Origin of the sequence: Streptococcus sp. 2106, assembly GCF_013277315.1 — a bacterium.
Classification (GTDB): domain Bacteria; phylum Bacillota; class Bacilli; order Lactobacillales; family Streptococcaceae; genus Streptococcus; species Streptococcus pseudopneumoniae.
The window spans coordinates 1-23,118 of sequence record NZ_VMMS01000039.1; the positions used below are offsets into that span (position 1 = coordinate 1).

The 23,118-nt window shown below is 42.8% G+C and carries 26 protein-coding genes and 1 riboswitch; of the genes, 19 read left to right on the forward strand and 7 right to left on the reverse strand.

All coding sequences use genetic code 11. The features are described from left to right. Positions 1-351 (reverse strand): DUF3378 domain-containing protein (locus HT723_RS04780; protein WP_172934750.1); only part of this gene is annotated, 351 nt, incomplete at its 3' end. 86 nt (positions 352-437) lie between these two features. Here HT723_RS04780 and zapA point away from each other — a divergent pair. The 6 genes from zapA to HT723_RS04810 all read left to right on the forward strand — a co-directional run bounded on the left by zapA (position 438) and on the right by HT723_RS04810 (position 7,272). Further along, positions 438-740, forward strand: a complete 303-nt coding sequence (gene zapA, locus HT723_RS04785) for a cell division protein ZapA (RefSeq protein ID WP_000002019.1) — start codon at positions 438-440, stop codon at positions 738-740. Continuing rightward, positions 737-1,285 carry a CvpA family protein gene (locus tag HT723_RS04790; protein ID WP_172934751.1) on the forward strand — a complete coding sequence of 183 codons (549 nt, stop codon included), beginning with the start codon at positions 737-739 and terminating at the stop codon, positions 1,283-1,285. The genes zapA and HT723_RS04790 overlap by 4 nt, the downstream gene beginning before the upstream one ends. A gap of 103 nt (positions 1,286-1,388) precedes the next feature. After that, entirely contained in the window at positions 1,389-3,725 is a 2,337-nt protein-coding gene (locus HT723_RS04795) for an endonuclease MutS2 (protein ID WP_172934752.1), read from the forward strand. Positions 3,726-3,889: 164 nt separating this feature from the next. Further along, positions 3,890-3,978, forward strand: a riboswitch (glycine riboswitch). A gap of 90 nt (positions 3,979-4,068) precedes the next feature. After that, complete coding sequence (locus HT723_RS04800) at positions 4,069-5,391, forward strand: sodium:alanine symporter family protein (protein WP_172934753.1); 1,323 nt, start codon at positions 4,069-4,071, stop codon at positions 5,389-5,391. Positions 5,392-5,713: 322 nt separating this feature from the next. Then, positions 5,714-6,262, forward strand: a complete 549-nt coding sequence (locus tag HT723_RS04805) for a carboxymuconolactone decarboxylase family protein (protein WP_050223066.1) — start codon at positions 5,714-5,716, stop codon at positions 6,260-6,262. 110 nt (positions 6,263-6,372) lie between these two features. Then, positions 6,373-7,272: a TDT family transporter gene (locus HT723_RS04810; protein WP_100104179.1), complete on the forward strand. Its 900-nt coding sequence runs from the start codon at positions 6,373-6,375 to the stop codon at positions 7,270-7,272. Between the two features lie 24 nt (positions 7,273-7,296). On the opposite strand, the gene serS is transcribed toward HT723_RS04810, so the two are convergent. The 3 genes from serS to HT723_RS04825 all read right to left on the reverse strand — a co-directional run bounded on the left by serS (position 7,297) and on the right by HT723_RS04825 (position 10,523). After that, positions 7,297-8,571: a serine--tRNA ligase gene (serS, locus tag HT723_RS04815; RefSeq protein ID WP_055356858.1), complete on the reverse strand. Its 1,275-nt coding sequence runs from the start codon at positions 8,569-8,571 to the stop codon at positions 7,297-7,299. A gap of 213 nt (positions 8,572-8,784) precedes the next feature. Next, complete coding sequence (locus tag HT723_RS04820; RefSeq protein WP_050219116.1) at positions 8,785-9,156, reverse strand: DUF956 family protein; 372 nt, start codon at positions 9,154-9,156, stop codon at positions 8,785-8,787. Positions 9,157-9,158: 2 nt separating this feature from the next. Then, entirely contained in the window at positions 9,159-10,523 is a 1,365-nt protein-coding gene (locus tag HT723_RS04825) for an aspartate kinase (protein ID WP_023936333.1), read from the reverse strand. Between the two features lie 335 nt (positions 10,524-10,858). On the opposite strand from HT723_RS04825, the gene HT723_RS04830 reads away from it, so the two are divergent. The 13 genes from HT723_RS04830 to HT723_RS04890 all read left to right on the forward strand — a co-directional run bounded on the left by HT723_RS04830 (position 10,859) and on the right by HT723_RS04890 (position 21,514). Then, positions 10,859-11,644, forward strand: a complete 786-nt coding sequence (locus HT723_RS04830; protein WP_000400065.1) for an enoyl-CoA hydratase — start codon at positions 10,859-10,861, stop codon at positions 11,642-11,644. Between the two features lie 93 nt (positions 11,645-11,737). Then, positions 11,738-12,172, forward strand: coding sequence for a MarR family transcriptional regulator (locus HT723_RS04835; protein ID WP_172934754.1), 435 nt, complete (start codon positions 11,738-11,740; stop codon positions 12,170-12,172). Then, positions 12,172-13,146, forward strand: a complete 975-nt coding sequence (locus tag HT723_RS04840; RefSeq protein ID WP_000852944.1) for a beta-ketoacyl-ACP synthase III — start codon at positions 12,172-12,174, stop codon at positions 13,144-13,146. Before HT723_RS04835 ends, HT723_RS04840 begins: the two co-directional genes overlap by 1 nt. Positions 13,147-13,204: 58 nt before the next feature. Continuing rightward, complete coding sequence (locus tag HT723_RS04845) at positions 13,205-13,429, forward strand: acyl carrier protein (protein WP_000257838.1); 225 nt, start codon at positions 13,205-13,207, stop codon at positions 13,427-13,429. Between the two features lie 222 nt (positions 13,430-13,651). Next, a complete protein-coding gene (gene fabK, locus HT723_RS04850; protein ID WP_023936336.1) occupies positions 13,652-14,626 on the forward strand; it encodes an enoyl-[acyl-carrier-protein] reductase FabK in 975 nt (324 codons plus the stop codon). After that, on the forward strand, positions 14,619-15,539 hold the full coding sequence (fabD, locus tag HT723_RS04855) for an ACP S-malonyltransferase (protein ID WP_023933124.1): 921 nt from the start codon (positions 14,619-14,621) through the stop codon (positions 15,537-15,539). Before fabK ends, fabD begins: the two co-directional genes overlap by 8 nt. Positions 15,540-15,572: 33 nt before the next feature. Beyond that, positions 15,573-16,304, forward strand: coding sequence for a 3-oxoacyl-[acyl-carrier-protein] reductase (gene fabG / locus HT723_RS04860; protein ID WP_023933126.1), 732 nt, complete (start codon positions 15,573-15,575; stop codon positions 16,302-16,304). Positions 16,305-16,325: 21 nt separating this feature from the next. After that, complete coding sequence (fabF, locus tag HT723_RS04865; protein ID WP_000774063.1) at positions 16,326-17,561, forward strand: beta-ketoacyl-ACP synthase II; 1,236 nt, start codon at positions 16,326-16,328, stop codon at positions 17,559-17,561. A gap of 2 nt (positions 17,562-17,563) precedes the next feature. Then, the gene (gene accB / locus HT723_RS04870) at positions 17,564-18,049 is read left to right on the forward strand and encodes an acetyl-CoA carboxylase biotin carboxyl carrier protein (protein ID WP_172934755.1); all 486 of its coding nucleotides are present in this window, start codon (positions 17,564-17,566) and stop codon (positions 18,047-18,049) included. Further along, on the forward strand, positions 18,046-18,468 hold the full coding sequence (gene fabZ / locus HT723_RS04875) for a 3-hydroxyacyl-ACP dehydratase FabZ (RefSeq protein ID WP_000565515.1): 423 nt from the start codon (positions 18,046-18,048) through the stop codon (positions 18,466-18,468). The genes accB and fabZ overlap by 4 nt, the downstream gene beginning before the upstream one ends. Positions 18,469-18,479: 11 nt before the next feature. Continuing rightward, on the forward strand, positions 18,480-19,847 hold the full coding sequence (gene accC / locus HT723_RS04880; RefSeq protein WP_023933130.1) for an acetyl-CoA carboxylase biotin carboxylase subunit: 1,368 nt from the start codon (positions 18,480-18,482) through the stop codon (positions 19,845-19,847). Positions 19,848-19,883: 36 nt separating this feature from the next. Next, positions 19,884-20,750 (forward strand): acetyl-CoA carboxylase, carboxyltransferase subunit beta, encoded by an 867-nt coding sequence (accD, locus tag HT723_RS04885; protein WP_172934756.1) that lies wholly within the window; start codon positions 19,884-19,886, stop codon positions 20,748-20,750. After that, positions 20,747-21,514 carry an acetyl-CoA carboxylase carboxyl transferase subunit alpha gene (locus tag HT723_RS04890; RefSeq protein WP_001017397.1) on the forward strand — a complete coding sequence of 256 codons (768 nt, stop codon included), beginning with the start codon at positions 20,747-20,749 and terminating at the stop codon, positions 21,512-21,514. The genes accD and HT723_RS04890 overlap by 4 nt, the downstream gene beginning before the upstream one ends. 113 nt (positions 21,515-21,627) lie before the next feature. On the opposite strand, the gene nusB is transcribed toward HT723_RS04890, so the two are convergent. Genes nusB through efp form a run of 3 tightly spaced genes read right to left on the reverse strand, consistent with a single transcriptional unit; the run spans position 21,628 to position 23,017 of the window. Next, on the reverse strand, positions 21,628-22,053 hold the full coding sequence (gene nusB / locus HT723_RS04895; RefSeq protein ID WP_000203649.1) for a transcription antitermination factor NusB: 426 nt from the start codon (positions 22,051-22,053) through the stop codon (positions 21,628-21,630). Beyond that, entirely contained in the window at positions 22,046-22,435 is a 390-nt protein-coding gene (locus tag HT723_RS04900) for an Asp23/Gls24 family envelope stress response protein (RefSeq protein ID WP_000510572.1), read from the reverse strand. Before HT723_RS04900 ends, nusB begins: the two co-directional genes overlap by 8 nt. A 21-nt stretch (positions 22,436-22,456) precedes the next feature. Next, complete coding sequence (efp, locus tag HT723_RS04905) at positions 22,457-23,017, reverse strand: elongation factor P (protein ID WP_000568643.1); 561 nt, start codon at positions 23,015-23,017, stop codon at positions 22,457-22,459. Positions 23,018-23,118: the final 101 nt, after the last annotated feature.

Consider the following 23,118-nt stretch of genomic DNA (forward strand, 5'->3'; position numbering starts at 1 on the left):
TGATAAAGTCGGGAGTTTTCGTAAGAAGTCGTGCTGGTCTGGTGTGACAAAGGAAGCCACAACTGCAAGCCCACCAAAGTAGGAACCATTTCCAACCTCATCTGTCCCAATCAAAGGAAGATTTTGTCCGCTGGTTTGCTCTACAGCTTGATAGCCAAAGAAACGAGCGTATTTCTCAGCCCCCTCACCCTGAAGCAAGACCTTTCCAGAAGTATAGATAGAAACCGTTGCTTGAGGTAGTCGCAAAAAGTAGCGGATATAGGGATTCTTGCTGGGAGCTAGACTGGTTTGGTAGTGTTCAAGAAAAGCCTGAATCTCCTTTTCGCTTGGTGTGAGTGTTATACTTGCCATAGTTTCTATTGTACCACAAAAGCAGGCAAATTTGTAAAAACTGACAAAGTTAGCGAATTTTGGTATAATATCGTGAGGTGAATTTTATGGCAAATCTAAATCGATTCAAATTTACATTCGGGAAAAAATCATTAACCTTGACAAGCGAGCATGATAACCTTTTTATGGAGGAAATTGCCAAGGTTGCGACAGAAAAATACCAAGCAATTAAAGAACAAATGCCTAGCGCAGATGATGAAACCATCGCTCTTTTGTTGGCAGTCAACTGTTTATCAACTCAGCTCAGCCGTGAGATTGAATTTGATGATAAGGAGCAAGAGCTAGAAGAACTCCGTCACAAGCTTGTGACTTGCAAGCAAGAACAGAGCAAGATTGAGGATTCCTTATGATTTCACTCCTTCTTCTATTGGTCTTGGCTTGGGGATTTTATATCGGCTATCGGAGAGGCCTGCTCTTACAGATTTATTACCTGATTTCAACCATGGCATCGGCTTTTATGGCTGGCCAGTTTTATAAGGGGCTTGGAGAGCAGTTCCATTTATTACTTCCTTATGCAAATCCGCAGGAAGGTCAGGGGACTTTCTTTTTCCCATCGGATCAACTCTTTCAGCTGGATAAGGTCTTTTATGCAGGCATCGGCTACTTGCTTGTATTTGGGATTGTCTATAGCATCGGTCGTTTGCTTGGTCTCCTCTTACACTTGATTCCTAGTAAAAAACTGGGTGGTAAGTTGTTCCAAGTTTCAGCAGGTATCTTGTCCATGTTGGTGACCTTATTTGTCTTGCAAATGGCCTTGACCATCTTGGCGACCATCCCCATGGCAGCTATACAAAATCCTCTTGAAAAGAGTATCGTCGCAAAACACATCATCCAGAGCATACCGGTAACAACTAGTTGGCTCAAACAAATCTGGGTGACAAATTTAATCGGATAAAAAGGGCAGGAGTTTTCCTAGCCCTTTGTTTACAGATTTGACTCGAATCTATCAGAATATAAAAAGCTACCACACCTAGACATTCAAAGACAAGGAAATAAAGATGAATAAGAAAATATTAGAAACATTAGAGTTCAATAAGGTCAAGGCCTTGTTTGAACCCCATTTGTTGACCGAGCAGGGCTTGGAGCAATTGAGACAGCTGGCTCCGACTGCTAAAGCAGATAAAATCAAACAGGCTTTTGCTGAGATGAAGGAGATGCAGGCTCTTTTCGTAGAGCAACCGCATTTTACTATTCTCGCAACTAAGGAAATTGCAGGAGTCTGCAAGCGGTTGGAGATGGGAGCAGACCTCAATATCGAGGAGTTCCTCCTCTTGAAGCGCGTGCTTCTTTCTAGCAGAGAACTGCAAAGTTTTTATGCCAATCTGGAAAATGTCAGTTTGGAAGAGTTAGCCCTTTGGTTTGAGAAATTACACGATTTTCCGCAATTACAAGGAAATCTCCAAGCCTTTAATGATGCAGGTTTCATTGAAAATTTTGCCAGTGAAGAATTGGCGCGCATCCGTCGAAAAATCCATGATAGCGAGAGTCAGGTACGCGATGTTTTACAAGACTTGCTCAAGCAAAAAGCGCAGATGTTGACGGAAGGAATCGTTGCCAGCAGAAATGGCCGTCAGGTTCTACCTGTCAAAAATACCTACCGCAATAAGATTGCAGGTGTCGTTCATGATATTTCTGCCAGCGGAAACACCGTCTATATCGAACCCCGTGAGGTGGTCAAACTGAGCGAAGAAATTGCCAGTTTGCGAGCAGATGAGCGCTATGAAATGCTTCGCATTCTCCAAGAAATTTCTGAGCGTGTTCGCCCTCATGCGGCTGAGATTGCCAATGATGCTTGGATTATCGGCCATCTGGACTTGATTCGTGCCAAGGTCCGCTTTATCCAAGAAAGACAAGCAGTCGTACCTCAGCTATCAGAAAATCAAGAGATTCAACTGCTCCATATCTGCCATCCTCTGGTCAAAAATGCCGTCGCCAATGATGTCCATTTTGGCCAAGATTTAACAGCCATTGTCATTACAGGTCCCAATACAGGTGGGAAGACCATCATGCTTAAAACTCTGGGCTTGACACAGGTTATGGCCCAGTCAGGTTTGCCGATTTTGGCAGATAAGGGAAGCCGTATTGGTATTTTTGAAGAAATCTTTGCCGATATTGGAGATGAGCAGTCTATTGAGCAGAGCTTGTCTACCTTCTCTAGCCATATGACCAATATCGTGGATATTCTTAGCAAGGTTAACCAACATTCGCTCTTGCTCTTGGATGAGTTGGGGGCTGGTACAGATCCCCAAGAGGGAGCCGCCCTTGCCATGGCCATTCTGGAGGACCTTCGCCTGCGTCAAGTCAAGACTATGGCGACGACCCACTATCCAGAACTCAAGGCCTACGGTATTGAGACAGCCTTTGTGCAAAACGCCAGTATGGAGTTTGATGCTGCAACTCTTCGCCCGACCTATCGCTTTATGCAGGGAGTTCCTGGCCGAAGCAATGCTTTTGAAATTGCTAAACGTTTAGGTCTATCTGAAGTTATCGTAGGGGATGCCAGCCAGCAGGTCGATCAGGACAATGATGTCAATCGGATTATTGAGCAACTGGAAGAGCAGACGCTAGAGAGTCGCAAACGATTGGACAATATCCGTGAGGTGGAGCAAGAAAATCTCAAGATGAATCGTGCGCTTAAAAAACTCTACAACGAGCTCAATCGTGAAAAGGAAACCGAGCTCAACAAGGCGCGTGAACAGGCTGCTGAGATTGTGGACATGGCCCTAAGTGAGAGTGACCAGATTCTTAAAAATCTCCACAGTAAATCTCAACTCAAGCCCCACGAAATCATTGAAGCCAAGGCCAAGCTGAAAAAATTGGCTCCTGAAAAAGTAGATTTGTCAAAAAATAAGGTCCTTCAAAAGGCCAAGAAAAAACGAGTTCCAAAGGTGGGAGATGATATCGTGGTTCTCAGTTATGGACAGCGTGGTACCTTGACCAGTCAGCTTAAGGACGGCCGTTGGGAAGCCCAAGTTGGTTTAATCAAGATGACCTTGGAAGAGAAAGAGTTTGACCTTGTTCAAGCTCAGCAAGAAAAGCAAGTCAAGAAGAAACAAGTCAATGTTGTGAAACGAACTTCTGGGCGAGGACCTCAAGCCAGACTGGACCTTCGAGGTAAACGCTATGAAGAGGCCATGAATGAGCTAGATGCCTTTATCGACCAAGCCCTGCTTAATAATATGGCGCAAGTCGATATCATCCATGGTATCGGAACAGGTGTCATCCGTGAAGGTGTCACCAAATACCTACAAAGAAACAAACATGTCAAGAGTTTCGGCTATGCCCCGCAAAATGCTGGAGGCAGTGGTGCGACTATTGTGACATTTAAAGGATAAGAAATATTTCGGAATTCATAAAGTAAAAACTGTTGAACTAATTTTTACTAATAAACACATTGACAAAAGCCAACATTTTTTGTAAAATAAGAATCAATTAAATACCAACACCGAATGAAGTTTAATAGAAGTGGGGAATCGTTTGATTTTCCATGACTGTAAATGGACGGAACTCTGGAGAGACCGTAAAGGCACCGAAGGGGCAAGGCAGGCAACTGCTCAAACTCTCAGGTAAAAGGACAGAGCTAGGATAGACCGCTTTTTAGCATTTATCTAAGCATTCCAGAGTACATGTATCTTGCATGTGCTCTTTCTTTTGGGGTTGAAACGATAGGAGAAGGAAATGTTAGAATTGCTTAAATCAATCGATGCTTTTGCTTGGGGACCGCCCCTCTTGATTTTATTGGTCGGAACAGGGCTTTACCTAACTATTCGGCTAGGACTCTTGCAGGTTTTGCGTCTGCCCAAGGCCTTTCAGCTTATTTTTATCCAGGATAAGGGACATGGGGATGTATCCAGTTTTGCAGCTCTGTGTACAGCCTTGGCATCAACCGTTGGAACAGGAAATATCATAGGAGTTGCGACGGCTATCAAGGTTGGTGGACCAGGAGCCCTCTTTTGGATGTGGATGGCGGCTTTCTTTGGAATGGCTACCAAGTATGCGGAAGGACTTTTGGCCATTAAATACCGCACCAAGGACGACCATGGTGCAGTGGCGGGAGGTCCCATGCACTATATCCTTCTAGGAATGGGGGAGAAGTGGCGACCACTTGCTGTTTTGTTTGCAGTAGCAGGAGTACTGGTTGCTCTCTTGGGAATCGGAACCTTCACCCAAGTCAACTCGATTACAGAATCTATCCAAAATACAACGGCGATTTCGCCAACCATCACAGCTCTCGTCTTGTCTGTCTTTGTAGCGATTGCAGTCTTTGGCGGACTCAAGTCCATTTCAAAGGTTTCAACTACTGTTGTTCCTTTTATGGCTATCATTTATATCTTAGGAACTCTTACAGTTATTTTCTTTAATATCGGGAAAATTCCTTCTACAATCGCTTTAATCTTGACATCGGCTTTTAGTCCCCTTGCTGCGGTAGGTGGATTTGCTGGTGCTAGCGTTCGGATGGCTATTCAAAATGGTGTGGCGCGTGGTGTGTTCTCAAATGAATCTGGTCTAGGTTCTGCTCCCATTGCAGCGGCTGCGGCTAAGACAAATGAACCAGTAGAGCAAGGTTTGATTTCTATGACAGGAACCTTTATTGATACTCTCATTATCTGTACTCTGACTGGTTTGACCATCTTGGTGACTGGTGTTTGGAGTGGTGACTTAAATGGGGTTGCCTTGACTCAGTCAGCCTTCTCAACAGTCTTTTCACACTTTGGGCCTGCCCTCTTGACCATCTTCCTTGTACTCTTTGCTTTTACAACGATTCTAGGTTGGAACTATTATGGAGAACGCTGTTTCGAGTTCCTCCTTGGGGTTCGCTTTATCTGGCTCTACCGTGTGGTTTTTGTGCTCATGGTCTTGTTGGGAGGATTTATCGAGTTGGATATGGTCTGGATTATCGCAGATATCGTCAACGCCTTGATGGTTCTGCCAAACTTGATTGCCCTCTTAGTCTTGTCGCCAGTCGTTATTGCTGAAACTAAAAAGTATTTTGACAAATAATGAAATCACACATGGCGTGTGATTTTTTTGCCTATAAATGATTTTTATCAAGCTGATATATAATATATATTATGCAAATGATTGGAAGTGTGATAAACTAATACTCAATGAAAATCAAAGAGCAAACTAGGAAGCTAGCCGCAAGCTGTACTTGAGTACGGTAAGGCGACGCTGACGCGGTTTGAATTTGATTTTCGAAGAGTATAATATACAACGAAAATCTTATGAGAGAATAAACCTTTGTCTTAAATAAACTTAGGAATCAGGATTTTATAAGATTTTCCAATAATATTAGTGTCAATAACAAGAAAAGAGGTATCTTATGACAACATTTACAATCCATACAGTAGAATCAGCACCGGCAGAAGTGAAAGAAGTTCTTGAAACAGTAGAAAAAGACAACAATGGCTATATTCCCAACCTAATCGGTCTCTTGGCCAATGCCCCGACTGCTTTAGAAGCCTACCGAACTGTCGCATCTATCAACCGTCGCAACAGCCTGACACCCGTTGAGCGTGAAGTGGTGCAAATCACGGCAGCCGTGACCAATGGTTGTGCCTTCTGTGTCGCAGGTCACACAGCCTTTTCCATCAAACAAATCCAGATGAATGATGACTTGATTCAAGCTCTTCGCAATCGTACTCCAATTGAAACAGATCCTAAATTGGATACCCTAGCTAAGTTTACTTTGGCAGTTATCAATACCAAGGGTCGTGTAGGAGATGAAGCTTTGGCTGAGTTTTTAGAAGCTGGCTACACGCAACAAAATGCCTTGGATGTAGTCCTTGGTGTCAGCCTAGCAAGCCTCTGTAATTATGCCAACAACCTAGCCAATACCCCAATTAACCCAGAATTGCAACCTTATGCTTAATTCATATCTGAGTAAAAAATGAAGTCTGAAATCAACGGACTTCGTTTTTTATCCCCTCATTTAAGCGCTTTTATGCTATACTGAAACTAACATGATTATTGGAGGTTAGGATGAAAAAACTCCCCTTAGTATTTTCAGGTTGTTTGCTAGGTTTGGCAGGAGCTGGAAATCTCGTTTTAGATACGTTGCCGGTTCTGTCCCATCTATTGAGTCTGACAGGTTTGATTTTGTGGATCTACTTTCTGCTTCTGCATCTTTTTAATTGGAAAGAAACCAAGCAAGAGTTGACCAAGCCCCCTCTTTTATCAGGAATGGCCACCTTTCCCATGGCTGGGATGATTTTATCGACCTATGTCTTTCGCGTATTCCCTCATCTTCCTTTGGTTGCGCAAGGACTCTGGTGGTGTTCATTTCTCTTGGATTTGGCCTTGATTGCTGGTTTCACCATCAAGTTTGCTTGTCCAGGTAAGAGAGTCAATGCGACTCCAAGTTGGACTGTTCTCTATGTAGGGATAGCAGTGGCTGCTTTAACCTATCCTCTTGTAGGTATCATCGAAATTGCCTATGCGACCTTGAGTTTTGGTTTTCTCCTAACCTTCTATCTCTATCCGCTTATTTATAGCGATTTAAAGAAAAATCCACTCCCATTAGCCTTGCTTGGGCAAGAAGGTATCTACTGTGCTCCCTTTTCTTTGCTTTTGGCTTCTCTGGTTCGAGTTGGAGGAGCTAGCCTACCGACTTGGGTCTTGATTTTCATGCTTTTGGCTTCCCAATCCTTCTTTTTCTTTGTTTTGACTCGCCTACCCAATATTTTAAAACAAGGTTTTCAACCAGCCTTCTCAGCCCTCACCTTCCCGACTATTATCACAGCTACTTCGCTTAAGATGGCTCAGGGAATCTTGAAACTTCCATTTTTGGATTATTTGGTACTGGCTGAAACTGTTATTTGCCTAATCATTTTGCTCTTTGTATTAGGCGCTTATCTGATTTGGTTACGAAAAAAGGTCTAGCTAGAAATAGCTAAACCTTATTTTTTATGGTTTGATGACCTCAGCTCCACCCATGTATGGACGAAGTGCTTCTGGGATGGTCACGGAACCATCTTCATTTTGGTAGTTTTCAAGAATAGCAGCCACTGTACGTCCAACTGCAAGTCCAGAACCGTTCAAGGTATGGAGCAATTTCACCTTGCCATCTGCTTCATCACGGTAACGGATTTGGGCACGACGGGCTTGGAAATCTTCTGTGTTTGAACAGCTTGAGATTTCACGGTAGGTATTTTGGGCTGGAATCCACACTTCCAAGTCGTAAGTCTTCGCAGATGAGAAGCCCATATCTCCAGTAGAGAGCGCAACGACACGGTATGGAAGGTTAAGTTTTTGAAGAATGTTTTCAGCGTTGGTTGTCATTTTTTCCAATTCTTCGTAAGATTCTTCTGGTTTGGCAAATTTGACCATTTCAACCTTATGGAATTGGTGCAAACGAATCAAGCCACGAGTATCACGACCAGCTGAACCAGCCTCAGAACGGAATGATGGGCTCATAGCAGTGAAATAGATTGGCAGGTCTTTACCGTCAAGGATTTCATCACGGTAGTAGTTTGTCAGAGGAACTTCAGCTGTAGGAATAAGGACGTAATTGCTGTCGCTGAGTTCAAAAGTATCTTCCTTGAATTTTGGATATTGCCCAGTACCAAACATAGAGTCGTGGTTAACCATGTATGGTGTGATGACTTCCGTATAGCCTTCCTTGCCATGCTCATCCAACATAAAGTTGTAGATAGCACGTTCCAAACGAGCACCGAGGCCTTTATAGAAGAGGAAGCGAGCGCCTGTTACCTTACCACCGCGTTCCCAATCAAGGATACCAAGGTCTTCACCAAGATCCCAGTGAGCTTTTGGCTCAAAGTCAAACTCGCGTGGAGTACCCCAACGGCGAACTTCCACATTGTCATCTTCATCAGCCCCAACAGGAACGCTGTCAGCTGGGATATTTGGAAGAGTAGTGGTAAATTCTGTTAATTTAGCATCGATTTCTGCCAATTCAGCATCCAAGGCTTTGACTTCAGCAGATAGATTTTGCATGGCAGCAATCTTGTCATCTGCATTTTCCTTGTTGCGTTTGGCTTGGGCAATCTCAGCAGAAACTGTGTTACGTTCTGCTTTGAGAGTTTCAACCTTGACCAAGATGTCACGACGTTTAGCATCGATTTCTTTCATCTCATTCAAGACAGCAGCATCTACGCCACGTGTAGCCAATTTTTCTGCGACAGCATCAAAGTCTGTACGAATACGTTTGATATCTAACATAAGAACTCCTTTATGAAAAAAGCACACCTGACAAAGCGTTGGAGTGGCAGGGCCACGGTTCCATCCAACTTCACAGGTGTGCACTTGATTGTGTATGTAATTGTTACTAACGGTAGAATTTCACCTATCCCTCCTATCTGCTCGCAGCATCCGCAGACTTTCTGAAAGAAGAAGATAACCTACTTATCCGTTGCTATGATTATACTAAAGTTTCTACTTTTTTGCAAATAGATTTTTAAATTTTTGACCAATTGTCTGAATCAGGGTAGGAAGTTTGACGACCTTGTCATTACCCAGTTTTTCACGAGCAATTTTGAGAATAGCACCTGAGTCTTTTGAAGCAAAAAGGAATTTTCCTTTGTCTGTAAAGACTTCGAAGTGGCGACTGATTTTTCGTCCAGTGACATTGGCTCCAATCTGATTGATATGCCCCCAAGGAATCTGGATAAATTGTTCGACATTGACGTCTGGGTAAAATTCTAAGGCCTGATCTCCGACCAGGAATTTCCCAACTTTCCCAGCGATAGAGAGGTAGGAAGTGCCTGTCGTGCTGAGAAGCACTGTTTTATTAAGCGATTGGGCCATGATTAGTCTTCCTTACTTTCGCCGAAAAAGGCATTGTAGAGGGCTTTGATTGCTGCTTTCTCTTGGTCTTTATTGACAACGAACATAATAGACACTTCACTAGAACCTTGAGACATCATCTGGATGTTGATCTTGTTTTCAGATAGAGCGCGTGTCGCAGTAGCAGTCACTCCGATATGGCTCTTCATTTTTTCACCAACAATCATAATGATAGAAAGGTCGTGTTCGATTTCTGCATGATCTACTTTAGCCTTTTGAACCAACTGACGCAGGATTTCTTCTTCCTTGATGGGAGTTAGTTCGCGAGAACGGAGAATGATAGAAAGATTGTCGATACCTGTTGGCATATGTTCCCAACCGATGTTAAGTTCTTCCAGGATTTGCAGAACCTTGCGGCCAAATCCAACCTCACGGTTCATGAGGTATTTCGACATGTTAATGCTGACAAAGCCTGAGTCACCAGCAATTCCCACAACTGGAAATTCATCACTACTGTGTTTTAGAACGATACGAGTACCCGGATGGTCAGGGTTGTTGGTATTCTTGATAACCAGAGGAATTTTTCCACGGTAGGCAGGAAGAAGAGCCTCGTCATGAAGGACTGAGAAGCCTGCATAGGCCAACTCGCGCATTTCACGGTAGGTTAACTTAGGAATCGAGTGTGGTTGGTGAATGATTCCAGGGTGGGCTGCAAAGATACCATCAACGTCCGTAAAGTTTTCATAGAGGTCGGCTTTTACACCGGCAGCAATGATAGAACCTGTAATGTCTGATCCTCCACGTGAGAAGGTACAGATTTGATTTTCCTTAGTGACACCAAAGAAACCAGGAATGACAAGGACTTCATTGGTGTTTGTCAATTCTTCAATCTTGTCATAACTTGATGGAATGATGCGAGCGTGACCAGGTTCACTTGTGACCACAATCCCAGCTTCTCTAGGGTGCATATAGCGTGCATCGATACCATTTTGGTTAAAGTAGGCAGCAATCAATTTGGCATTGTTATTTTCACCGGCTGCTAGGAAAGTATCGTAGAGAAATTCATTTTCTTCAATAGGAAGAGTGGCCAAGGCGTGAATGCTTTTAGAAATTTTTTCTAGCACAGCTGGTTTTAGTCCCAATTCACTAACCATAGCAGCATAGCGGTCGATAATCCAGCTTTGGCTCTTGCTAATATCGTTACCCGCAACATAGTCGCGGTAGTATTTAATCAGGGCATCCGTAACCTTAGTATCTTCAGCATTGCGTTTACCAGGCGCAGAAACGACTACAAAACGACGCTCTGAATCGCTTTTGACGATGTTTAAAACTTTTTCTAATTGACTAGCAGAGGCAAGAGAACTACCTCCAAATTTAACAACTTTCATAAGAACTCCTAAAGTAAGTATTTTATACGATTATAGCAGAAAGAAAGGCTTTTTTCAATGAAGAAAATAAGATGCTTTATAGGATAAAGCGAGCCTTTCCAATCGGCTGAGACACTTTCAGTCAATTTTTTCTTGCTTTCTGTTCCCAAAAAAGATATACTTTGAAAATAAAATAATTCAATACTCAATGAAAATCAAAGAGCAAACTAGGAAGCTAGCCGTAGTCAGCTCAAAGCACTGCNNAAATACTGTTTTGAGGTTGCAGATGGAAGTTGACGTAGTTTGAAGAGATTTTCGAAGAGTATAAACTGCTTATAAAATAAAAAGGAGTCCAGATGGAACATATTATTTATCAGCTTGAAGAGGATTTGGCAATTATTACTTTAAACCGTCCTGATGTCGCTAATGGTTTCCATATTCCCATGTGTGAGGAGATCTTAGAAGCCTTGACTCTGGCAGAAGAAAATCCAGCTGTGCATTTTATCTTAATCAATGCCAATGGAAAGGTCTTCTCAGTTGGGGGAGATTTGGTAGAGATGAAGCGGGCAGTGGATGAGGATGATATTCCATCATTGACAAAAATCGCAGAGTTGGTCAATACGATTTCTTATAAAATCAAGCAAATAGCCAAACCTGTTTTAATGGAAGTTGACGGTGCTGTTGCAGGTGCCGCAGCGAATATGGCTGTTGCGGCAGATTTCTGTTTGGCGACGGATAAGGCTAAGTTTATCCAAGCCTTTGTTGGTGTTGGTTTGGCTCCAGATGCAGGGGGAATTCATCTCTTGAGCCGCAGTATCGGTGTGACGCGTGCTGCTCAATTAGCTATGACAGGAGAGGCTTTAACGGCAGAAAAAGCCCTAGAATGGGGGTTGGTTTACCGCGTTTCTGAAGCTGAAAAACTTGAAAAGACGAGAGAACAGCTTCTTAAAAAATTAAGACGTGCTTCAAGTAATTCCTATGCTGCCATTAAGAAGTTGGTTTGGGAGAGCCAGTTTAAAGACTGGCAGGGTTACGCTACTTTAGAACTGAACCTACAGAAATCCTTAGCTCAAACAGAGGATTTCAAAGAAGGAGTGCGAGCTCATTCGGAGAGAAGAAGACCTAAATTTACAGGAAAATAAAAAATACTTGCATCATTCTTTGAATTTTGATATAATTCTTTCTGTCAAATGTTTTGATTGTAAAAGTTTTTTGAAGAAGGAGGGATATGAAAAATGGACTACCAACGAATCAATGAATATTTAACATCTATATTTAACAATGTCCTTGTAATTGAGGAAGTGAACTTGAGAGGTAGTCGTTTTAAGGATATCTCCATCAAAGAAATGCATACGATTGATGTCATCGGTAAGGCTCCAGATGTGACTCCAAGTCAAGTGTCAAAAGAGTTGATGGTAACTCTTGGAACTGTTACGACAAGTTTGAACAATTTAGAGCGTAAGGGATACATTGAGCGAGTTCGGTCAGAACAGGATCGTCGTGTGGTGCATCTGCATTTGACAAAGAAGGGGCGCTTGATCCATAGACTGCATAAACGCTTCCACAAGGCCATGGTAGAAAAAATTATTGATGGCATGAGCGAGAAAGAAATTGATGTCATGAGCAAAGGTTTGACTAATCTTTACCAATTTTTGGAGGATTTGAAATAATGGCTTTTGCAAAAATAAGCCAGGTTGCTCATTATGTGCCAGAGCAAGTGGTTACAAATCACGACTTGGCTCAGATTATGGATACCAATGATGAGTGGATTTCAAGTCGAACGGGAATACGACAAAGGCATATTTCAAGAACAGAATCTACCAGTGATTTGGCTACGGAAGTTGCTAAGAAACTGATGGCAAAAGCTGGAATAATAGGAGAGGAACTGGATTTTATCATCCTAGCTACCATTACTCCAGATTCGATGATGCCCTCTACAGCTGCTCGTGTTCAAGCTAATATTGGTGCTAATAAAGCCTTTGCTTTTGACTTAACCGCGGCTTGCAGTGGATTTGTATTTGCTCTTTCAACTGCTGAAAAGTTTATCGCTTCTGGTCGCTTTCAAAAAGGCTTGGTGATTGGTAGTGAAACCCTCTCTAAGGCAGTCGATTGGTCGGATCGATCAACAGCTGTGTTGTTTGGAGATGGTGCTGGTGGTGTCTTGTTAGAAGCTAGCGAGCAAGAGAATTTCTTAGCTGAGAGTCTCAATAGCGATGGAAGTCGCAGTGAGTGTTTAACTTATGGGCATTCAGGTTTGCATTCTCCATTTTCAGATCAAGAAAGTGCAGATTCATTTTTGAAGATGGATGGACGCGCAGTCTTTGATTTTGCCATTCGAGATGTAGCCAAGTCTATCAAGCAGACTATTGAAGAATCTCCTATAGAGGCGACAGACTTGGATTATCTGCTATTGCATCAGGCTAATATCCGTATTTTGGATAAGATGGCTAGAAAAATTGGTGTTGACCGAGACAAACTTCCAGCCAATATGATGGAATATGGCAATACCAGTGCAGCCAGTATCCCGATTTTACTTTCAGAGTGTGTAGAACAAGGTCTCATCCCTTTAGATGGTAGCCAGACTGTTCTTCTATCAGGCTTCGGTGGAGGCTTGACCTGGGGCACGCTCATTCTTACAATTTAGGTAATCATGTGGTGAACACATTGTTATAAAAAACTATTTATTTTAAAGGAGTCCTATCATGGCAGTATTTGAAAAAGTACAAGAAATTATCGTTGAAGAACTTGGAAAAGATGCATCAGAAGTAACACTTGAATCAACTTTTGATGATTTGGACGCTGATTCATTGGACTTGTTCCAAGTAATCTCAGAAATCGAAGATGCTTTTGATATCCAAATCGAAGCAGAAGATGACTTGAAAACAGTTGGTGACTTGGTTGCCTACGTTGAAGAGCAAACAAAATAATACTCAATGAAAATCAAAGAGCAAACTAGGAAGCTAGCCGCAGGCTGTACTTGAGTACGGCAAGGTGACGCTGACGTGGTTTGAATTTGATTTTCGAAGAGTATAAGCAGAATATAGATAGAAGGAGTAGGGAAACCCGCTCCCTCTTGTTTAGGCAATAGTTTGATTGTCAAATTATGACAGTATCGAACTATTACGTAAGCAAGAAACGATGGAGGCACTATGAAAACGCGTATTACAGAATTATTGAACATTGATTATCCTATCTTTCAAGGAGGAATGGCTTGGGTTGCTGATGGTGATTTGGCAGGGGCTGTTTCTAAAGCTGGAGGACTAGGGATTATCGGTGGGGGAAATGCCCCGAAAGAAGTTGTCAAGGCAAATATTGATAAGATCAAATCATTGACGGATAAACCCTTTGGTGTCAACATCATGCTCTTGTCTCCCTTTGTGGAAGATATTGTAGATCTCGTTATCGAGGAAGGTGTTAAGGTAGTGACAACAGGTGCAGGAAATCCTGGTAAATACATGGAACGTTTCCATGAAGCTGGGATAATCGTTATTCCTGTCGTTCCTAGTGTTGCTTTAGCTAAACGCATGGAAAAAATCGGTGCAGACGCTGTTATTGCAGAAGGAATGGAAGCTGGGGGGCATATCGGTAAATTAACAACCATGACCTTGGTGCGACAGGTAGCCACAGCTGTATCTATTCCTGTTATTGCTGCAGGAGGAATTGCGGATGGTGAAGGTGCTGCGGCTGGCTTTATGCTAGGTGCAGAGGCTGTACAGGTGGGGACACGGTTTGTAGTTGCAAAAGAGTCGAATGCCCATCCAAACTACAAGGAGAAAATTTTAAAAGCAAGGGATATTGATACTACGATTTCAGCTCAGCACTTTGGTCATGCTGTTCGTGCTATTAAAAATCAGTTGACTAGAGATTTTGAACTGGCTGAAAAAGATGCCTTTAAGCAGGAAGATCCTGATTTAGAAATCTTTGAACAAATGGGAGCAGGCGCCCTAGCCAAAGCAGTTGTTCACGGTGATGTGGATGGTGGCTCTGTCATGGCAGGTCAAATCGCAGGGCTTGTTTCTAAAGAAGAAACAGCTGAAGAAATCCTAAAAGATTTGTATTACGGAGCAGCTAAGAAAATTCAAGAAGAAGCCTCTCGCTGGGCAGGAGTTGTAAGAAATGACTAAAACAGCCTTTTTATTTGCTGGTCAAGGTGCCCAGTATCTAGGGGTGGGACGGGATCTCTATGATCACTACCCTATTGTCAAAGAAACGATTGATCGAGCGAGTCAGGTGCTCGGTTATGATTTGCGTTATCTCATCGATAGGGAAGAAGACAAACTCAATCAGACCCGCTATACGCAACCAGCCATTCTAGCGACTTCGGTTGCTATCTACCGTTTATTGCAAGAAAAGGGCTATCAGCCTGATATGGTTGCTGGTTTATCTCTTGGAGAATACTCTGCCTTGGTGGCAAGCGGCGCCTTGGATTTTGAAGATGCGGTTGCCTTGGTAGCTAAGCGTGGAGCCTATATGGAAGAAGCGGCTCCTGCTGACTCTGGTAAGATGGTAGCAGTTCTCAATACGCCAGTAGAGGTCATTGAAGAAGCCTGTCAAAAAGCTTCTGAACTTGGAGTGGTTACTCCAGCCAACTATAACACACCTGCACAAATCGTCATTGCTGGAGAAGTGGTTGCAGTTGATCGAGCGGTTGAACTTTTGCAAGAAGCAGGTGCCAAACGCTTGATTCCTCTCAAGGTGTCAGGTCCCTTTCACACCGCTCTCCTTGAACCTGCTAGCCAGAAACTAGCTGAAACTCTAGCTCAGGTAAGTTTTTCAGATTTTACTTGTCCCCTAGTCGGCAATACAGAAGCTGCTGTGATGCAAAAAGAGGACATTGCTCAGCTCTTGACGCGTCAGGTCAAGGAACCCGTTCGTTTCTATGAAAGTATTGGGGTCATGCAAGAAGCAGGCATAAGCAACTTTATCGAGATTGGACCGGGGAAAGTCTTGTCAGGTTTTGTTAAAAAAATTGATCAAACTGCTCACTTAGCTCATGTGGAAGATCAAGCGAGTTTAGTAGCACTTTTAGAAAAATAGACTAAAATAAGTAGAAGTTTTGAAAGGAAAAAAATGAAACTAGAACATAAAAATATCTTTATTACAGGTTCGAGTCGTGGAATTGGTCTTGCCATCGCCCACAAATTTGCTCAAGCAGGAGCCAACATTGTCTTAAACAGTCGTGGGGCAATCTCAGAAGAATTGCTCGCTGAGTTTTCAAACTATGGTATCAAGGTGGTTCCCATTTCAGGAGATGTATCAGATTTTGCAGACGCTAAGCGTATGATTAATCAAGCTATTGCAGAACTGGGTTCAGTAGATGTTTTGGTCAACAATGCAGGGATCACCCAAGATACTCTTATGCTCAAGATGACAGAAGCAGATTTTGAAAAAGTGCTCAAGGTCAATCTGACTGGTGCCTTTAATATGACACAATCAGTCTTGAAACCGATGATGAAAGCCAGAGAAGGTGCTATCATTAATATGTCTAGTGTTGTTGGTTTGATGGGGAATATTGGTCAAGCTAACTATGCTGCTTCTAAGGCTGGCTTGATTGGCTTTACCAAGTCTGTGGCACGCGAGGTCGCTAGTCGGAATATACGAGTCAATGTGATTGCTCCAGGAATGATTGAGTCTGATATGACCGCTATCTTATCAGATAAGATTAAGGAAGCTACACTAGCTCAGATTCCGATGAAAGAATTTGGGCAGGCAGAGCAGGTTGCAGATTTGACAGTATTTTTAGCAGGCCAAGATTATCTAACTGGTCAAGTGGTTGCCATTGATGGTGGCTTAAGTATGTAGCGAAAGCTAGAGGTGAAAAGAATGAAACTAAATCGAGTAGTGGTAACAGGTTATGGAGTAACATCTCCAATCGGAAATACACCAGAAGAATTTTGGAATAGTTTAGCAACTGGGAAAATCGGCATTGGTGGCATTACAAAATTTGATCATAGTGACTTTGATGTGCATAATGCGGCAGAAATCCAAGATTTTCCGTTCGATAAATACTTTGTAAAAAAAGATACCAACCGTTTTGATAACTATTCTTTATATGCCTTGTATGCAGCCCAAGAGGCTGTAAATCATGCCAATCTTGATGTAGAGGCTCTTAATAGGGATCGTTTTGGTGTTATCGTTGCATCTGGTATTGGTGGAATCAAGGAAATTGAAGATCAGGTACTTCGCCTTCATGAAAAAGGACCCAAACGTGTCAAACCAATGACTCTTCCAAAAGCTTTACCAAATATGGCTTCTGGGAATGTAGCCATGCGTTTTGGTGCAAACGGTGTTTGTAAATCTATCAATACTGCCTGCTCTTCATCAAATGATGCGATTGGGGATGCCTTCCGCTCCATTAAGTTTGGTTTCCAAGATGTGATGTTGGTGGGAGGAACAGAAGCTTCTATCACACCTTTTGCCATCGCTGGTTTCCAAGCCTTAACAGCTCTCTCTACTACAGAGGATCCAACTCGTGCTTCGATCCCATTTGATAAGGATCGCAATGGGTTTGTTATGGGTGAAGGTTCAGGGATGTTGGTTCTAGAAAGTCTTGAACACGCTGAAAAACGTGGAGCTACTATCCTGGCTGAAGTGGTTGGTTACGGAAATACTTGTGATGCCTACCACATGACTTCTCCACATCCAGAAGGTCAGGGAGCTATCAAGGCCATCAAACTAGCCTTGGAAGAAGCTGAGATTTCTCCAGAGCAAGTAGCCTATGTCAATGCTCACGGAACGTCAACTCCTGCCAATGAAAAAGGAGAAAGTGGTGCTATCGTAGCTGTTCTTGGTAAGGAAGTACCTGTATCATCAACCAAGTCTTTTACAGGACATTTGCTGGGGGCTGCGGGTGCAGTAGAAGCTATCGTCACCATCGAAGCTATGCGTCATAACTTTGTACCAATGACAGCTGGGACAAGTGAAGTATCAGATTATATCGAAGCTAATGTCGTTTATGGACAAGGCTTGGAGAAAGAAATTCCATACGCTATTTCAAATACTTTTGGTTTTGGAGGCCACAATGCAGTTCTTGCTTTCAAACGTTGGGAGAATAGATAAGTATGAATTTAAACGATATTAAAGACTTGATGACTCAATTTGACCAGTCAAGTTTGAGAGAATTTTCTTATAAAAATGGGACGGATGAGTTGCAGTTTAGCAAGAATGAAGCAAGATCTGTGCCTGAAGTTGCAACTCAAGTCGCTCCAGCACCCGTTCTAGCAACACCGAGTCTAGTAGCTCCTACATCTGCTCCAGCAGAGACTGTAGCAGAAGAAGTTCCAGCTCCAGCTGAAGCAAGTGTGGCTACTGAGGGAAATCTTGTAGAGAGTCCACTTGTTGGAGTGGTTTACTTGGCTGCTGGACCAGATAAACCTGCCTTCGTTACAGTTGGTGATAGTGTCAAAAAAGGTCAAACATTGGTCATTATCGAAGCCATGAAAGTCATGAATGAAATCCCAGCTCCTAAGGATGGTGTGGTAACGGAAATTCTCGTCTCTAACGAAGAAATGGTTGAGTTTGGTAAAGGATTGGTATGTATCAAATGATCGATATTCAAGGAATCAAAGAAGCCCTTCCCCACCGTTATCCTATGCTTCTAGTGGACCGTGTCTTGGAAGTGAGCGAGGATACCATTGTTGCTATCAAAAATGTGACCATCAACGAGCCTTTCTTTAACGGTCATTTTCCTCAATACCCAGTTATGCCAGGTGTTCTGATTATGGAAGCCTTGGCGCAAACTGCTGGTGTGTTGGAGTTATCAAAACCTGAAAATAAAGGAAAACTGGTCTTTTACGCTGGTATGGACAAGGTTAAGTTCAAGAAGCAAGTTGTACCAGGCGACCAATTGGTTATGACAGCGACTTTTGTAAAACGTCGTGGCACCATAGCTGTGGTTGAAGCAAAGGCTGAAGTGGATGGCAAGCTTGCAGCCAGTGGTACCCTTACTTTTGCAATTGGGAACTAAGGAGGTTCTCCATGTTTCGAAAAATTTTAATTGCCAATCGTGGTGAAATTGCGGTTCGTATTATCCGTGCGGCACGTGAATTGGGGATTGCGACGGTAGCGGTTTATTCAACTGCTGATAAGGAAGCCCTCCATACGCTTTTAGCAGATGAAGCGGTTTGTATCGGCCCTGGCAAGGCTACAGAGTCTTATCTCAATATTAATGCGGTTCTATCAGCTGCAGTCTTGACTGAGGCAGAAGCTATTCACCCAGGTTTTGGATTTCTCAGTGAAAATTCCAAATTTGCAACCATGTGTGAAGAGGTGGGAATCAAGTTTATCGGTCCATCTGGCCATGTTATGGATATGATGGGGGATAAGATCAATGCGCGTGCTCAGATGATCAAAGCTGGTGTTCCAGTCATTCCAGGTTCGGATGGAGAAGTGCATAACTCTGAAGAAGCTTTGATTGTTGCTGAAAAAATTGGCTATCCTGTTATGCTCAAGGCTTCAGCAGGTGGAGGTGGTAAAGGGATTCGTAAGGTTGAAAAACCAGATGACCTCGTTTCTGCCTTTGAAACTGCCTCTAGTGAGGCCAAGGCCAATTATGGCAATGGTGCCATGTACATAGAACGGGTTATCTATCCAGCTCGGCACATTGAGGTTCAAATCCTAGGTGATGAGCATGGACATGTGATTCACTTGGGTGAACGGGATTGTTCTCTTCAAAGGAATAACCAAAAGGTTTTGGAAGAAAGTCCCTCGATTGCAATCGGAAAAACGCTGCGTCATGAAATAGGTGCTGCTGCTGTTCGAGCGGCAGAGTTTGTTGGCTATGAGAATGCAGGGACTATTGAGTTTCTTCTTGATGAAGCAAGTAGCAACTTCTACTTCATGGAAATGAATACTCGTGTTCAGGTGGAACATCCAGTAACAGAATTTGTTTCAGGTGTGGATATCGTTAAGGAACAGATTCGCATTGCGGCAGGTCAGCCCCTGTCTGTTAAGCAAGAAGATATTGTCCTACGCGGTCATGCCATCGAGTGTCGTATCAATGCAGAAAACCCAGCCTTTAACTTTGCTCCAAGTCCAGGTAAGATTACCAATCTCTATCTGCCAAGTGGTGGAGTTGGCTTGCGCGTGGATTCAGCAGTTTATCCAGGCTATACTATTCCGCCTTATTATGATAGTATGATTGCCAAAATCATCGTACACGGCGAAAATCGTTTTGACGCCTTGATGAAAATGCAACGTGCCCTCTATGAATTAGAGATTGAAGGAGTGCAGACCAATGCAGATTTCCAGCTTGACCTCATTTCAGATCGCAATGTCATTGCTGGGGATTATGATACTTCCTTCTTGATGGAAACCTTCTTACCTAAATATCAAGAAAAAGAATAAAATGACTTTAAGAGTTTAAACCGAAAAGGGGAATCAATGGCTCTATTTAGTAAAAAAGATAAGTATATTCGAATCAATCCCAATCGTTCGGTTAGGGAAAAACCTCAAGCTAAGCCAGAGGTTCCAGATGAATTATTTTCCCAGTGTCCAGGCTGTAAGCATACCATTTATCAGAAGGATCTGGGAAGTGAGCGTATCTGTCCGCACTGTAGCTATACCTTTCGTATTTCTGCCCAAGAACGCTTGGCTTTGATGATTGATATGGGAACCTTCAAGGAATTGTTTACAGGGATTGAAAGCAAGGATCCCTTGCATTTCCCTGGTTATCAAAAGAAACTAGCAACTATGCGTGAAAAAACAGGTCTGGATGAAGCCGTTGTGACAGGAACAGCTCTTATAAAAGGTCAGACTGTGGCTCTTGGGATTATGGATTCTAACTTTATCATGGCTTCTATGGGTACGGTTGTAGGTGAAAAAATCACTCGTTTGTTTGAGTATGCGACTGTCGAAAAATTGCCAGTTGTCCTCTTCACAGCCTCTGGTGGAGCCCGTATGCAGGAAGGAATCATGAGTCTCATGCAGATGGCTAAGATCTCTGCGGCGGTTAAACGCCATTCAAATGCTGGTCTCTTTTACCTGACCATTTTGACAGATCCAACGACTGGTGGTGTGACAGCTTCTTTCGCTATGGAAGGCGATATCATTCTGGCTGAACCACAGAGCTTGGTTGGTTTTGCTGGGCGTCGTGTGATTGAAAATACGGTTCGTGAAAGCTTGCCTGAGGATTTCCAAAAGGCAGAATTCCTATTAGAACATGGCTTTGTGGATGCTATTGTCAAAAGAAGAGACTTACCAGATATGATTGCTAGCCTAGTCAGATTGCATGGAGGGAGTTCTAGATGAATATTGCAAAAATAGTCAGAGAAGCGCGTGAGCAGAGTCGCTTGACAACCTTGGACTTTGCGACAGGCATTTTTGATGAATTTATCCAATTACATGGTGACCGTTCTTTTCGTGATGATGGTGCAGTTGTTGGTGGTATTGGTTGGCTTGGAGACCAAGCTGTAACAGTGGTTGGTATCCAAAAAGGCAAGAGTTTGCAAGACAACCTCAAACGGAATTTTGGCCAACCACATCCAGAAGGCTACCGAAAGGCACTGCGGTTGATGAAACAGGCTGAGAAATTTGGCCGTCCAGTTGTGACCTTTATCAATACAGCAGGTGCTTATCCTGGTGTCGGAGCGGAAGAACGTGGACAGGGAGAAGCTATTGCTCGCAATCTCATGGAAATGAGTGATTTGAAAGTTCCTATTATTGCCATCATTATCGGTGAAGGTGGTTCAGGTGGGGCTCTGGCTCTAGCCGTTGCGGACCGTGTTTGGATGCTGGAAAATTCTATCTATGCTATTCTCAGTCCAGAAGGCTTTGCTTCCATTTTATGGAAGGACGGAACTCGTGCCATGGAAGCAGCAGAACTGATGAAAATCACTTCCCATGAACTGTTAGAAATGGACGTGGTGGACAAGGTGATTTCTGAAGCAGGACTTTCTAGTAAAGAACTGATTAAGAGTGTCAAGAAAGAACTTCAAGCTGAGCTGGCTAGACTTTCACAAAAACCGCTAGAAGAGTTGCTGGAAGAACGCTATCAACGATTTAGAAAATACTAATACCTCAGAATACGCAAAAACTAGAACTGGCAGTTAGTTCTAGTTTTTATGTGGTTCTTACTCTGTATCAAGGACGAAGTAAAAGGTGCTTGGAAGACCAAACACCTTTTCGATTATTCATTTTTTTCTGTTACAAACTGGCTGAGCAGTCCGTTGATAAAGCGGGCTGATTTTTGATCTGAAAAATTCTTAGCGAGTTCAATAGCTTCATTGACTGCTACCAGCTGAGGTGTATCAAATGATGTGATTTCAAAGATACCCAAGCGTAGTAAGTTTTTTTCGACCAAAGTCAAACGTTCAACTGTCCAGCCTGACTTGAGGTGCTGGTTGATTTGTGTATCCAACTCGTCTTTTTGTGCTTGAACACCAGAAACCAAATTTAGAAGAAAGGCTGGGATTTGCACATCTGCATCTTCACGGTCATGTGTGTAGGCAAAGCGACAAGCTGTTTCCATATCTGTGTCGAATTCAAGGCTCATAAGAGCTTGAAAAGCGCCTTTACGAAGTTCGCGTCTAGATTCTAATAATGGACTAGTCATTGAGGAAGTCCTCGTTAAATAGATCTTTCAACTCTGGTTTAGGTGTTTTGTCTGGAACAATTCCTGTAACATGGATATTGACAGCAGAAAGTTCCACATCAGCCATATCATGGACAGCATCTTTGACTGCTTTTTGAATAGCAATAGCTACTTTTGGTACTTTCACACCGTACTCAAGATAGAGATAGATGTCAGCAGTTAGCTCTTCATTGTTTTCTTTTAAGTAGACGCCGCGACCAAGAGAGAGTTTTGATAGGGTGTCAGATACGGATTTATTTGAAAATGAGTGGACACCATCAACTTTAGCAGTTGCGATGGCAATGATTTTTTCAAGTACACGTGGAGCGATAACGATTTCGCCAAATTGTTCTTCAATTCCCATAGAATGACCTCTTTCTAGAGATTAGGCACGAGAAACGTAAGTTCCTTCTGCAGTGTTGATGATCAATTTTTGTCCAGCTTCGATGAAGTCTGGAACGTTGACAACAAGTCCAGTTTCCATGGTTGCTGGTTTACCAGAACCTGTAACAGTAGCACCTTTGATAGATGGTTGTGTTTCAGCAACTGTCAATTCAACAGTAGTTGGTACAGTTACACCGATTACTTCAGTTCCGTAGAATTGGATTTTCACATCAGAGTTTTCAAGGATGTAAAGCAACTCATTTTCAACATTTACGACTGGTATTTCGTATTGGTCGTAAGTTTCAGTGTTCATGAAGTAGGCAGTTTCATCCATTTTGTACAAGTATTGAGCTGGAACAGTTTCGATAATAGCTTGTTCGAATTTTTCTTCTGGACGGTAGCTTGTATCAAATGTAGAACCAGTACGGACATCACGCAATTTCATACGCATGATTGTGTTCCCTTTACCTGGTTTGTGGTGGCTAGCTTCCAAAACGCGGATCAATTTTCCGTCTGCAGTCTCAAATGTCATACCAGCTTTCAATTTGCTTGCTTCAATCATGTTTTTACCTCTTTAATAAATATTATTACTCTTCATTTTACCATAAAATCTTCTGGAAATAAAGCCAAAATAGTTATTGGGAGATGGTAGGGGAGAAAAAA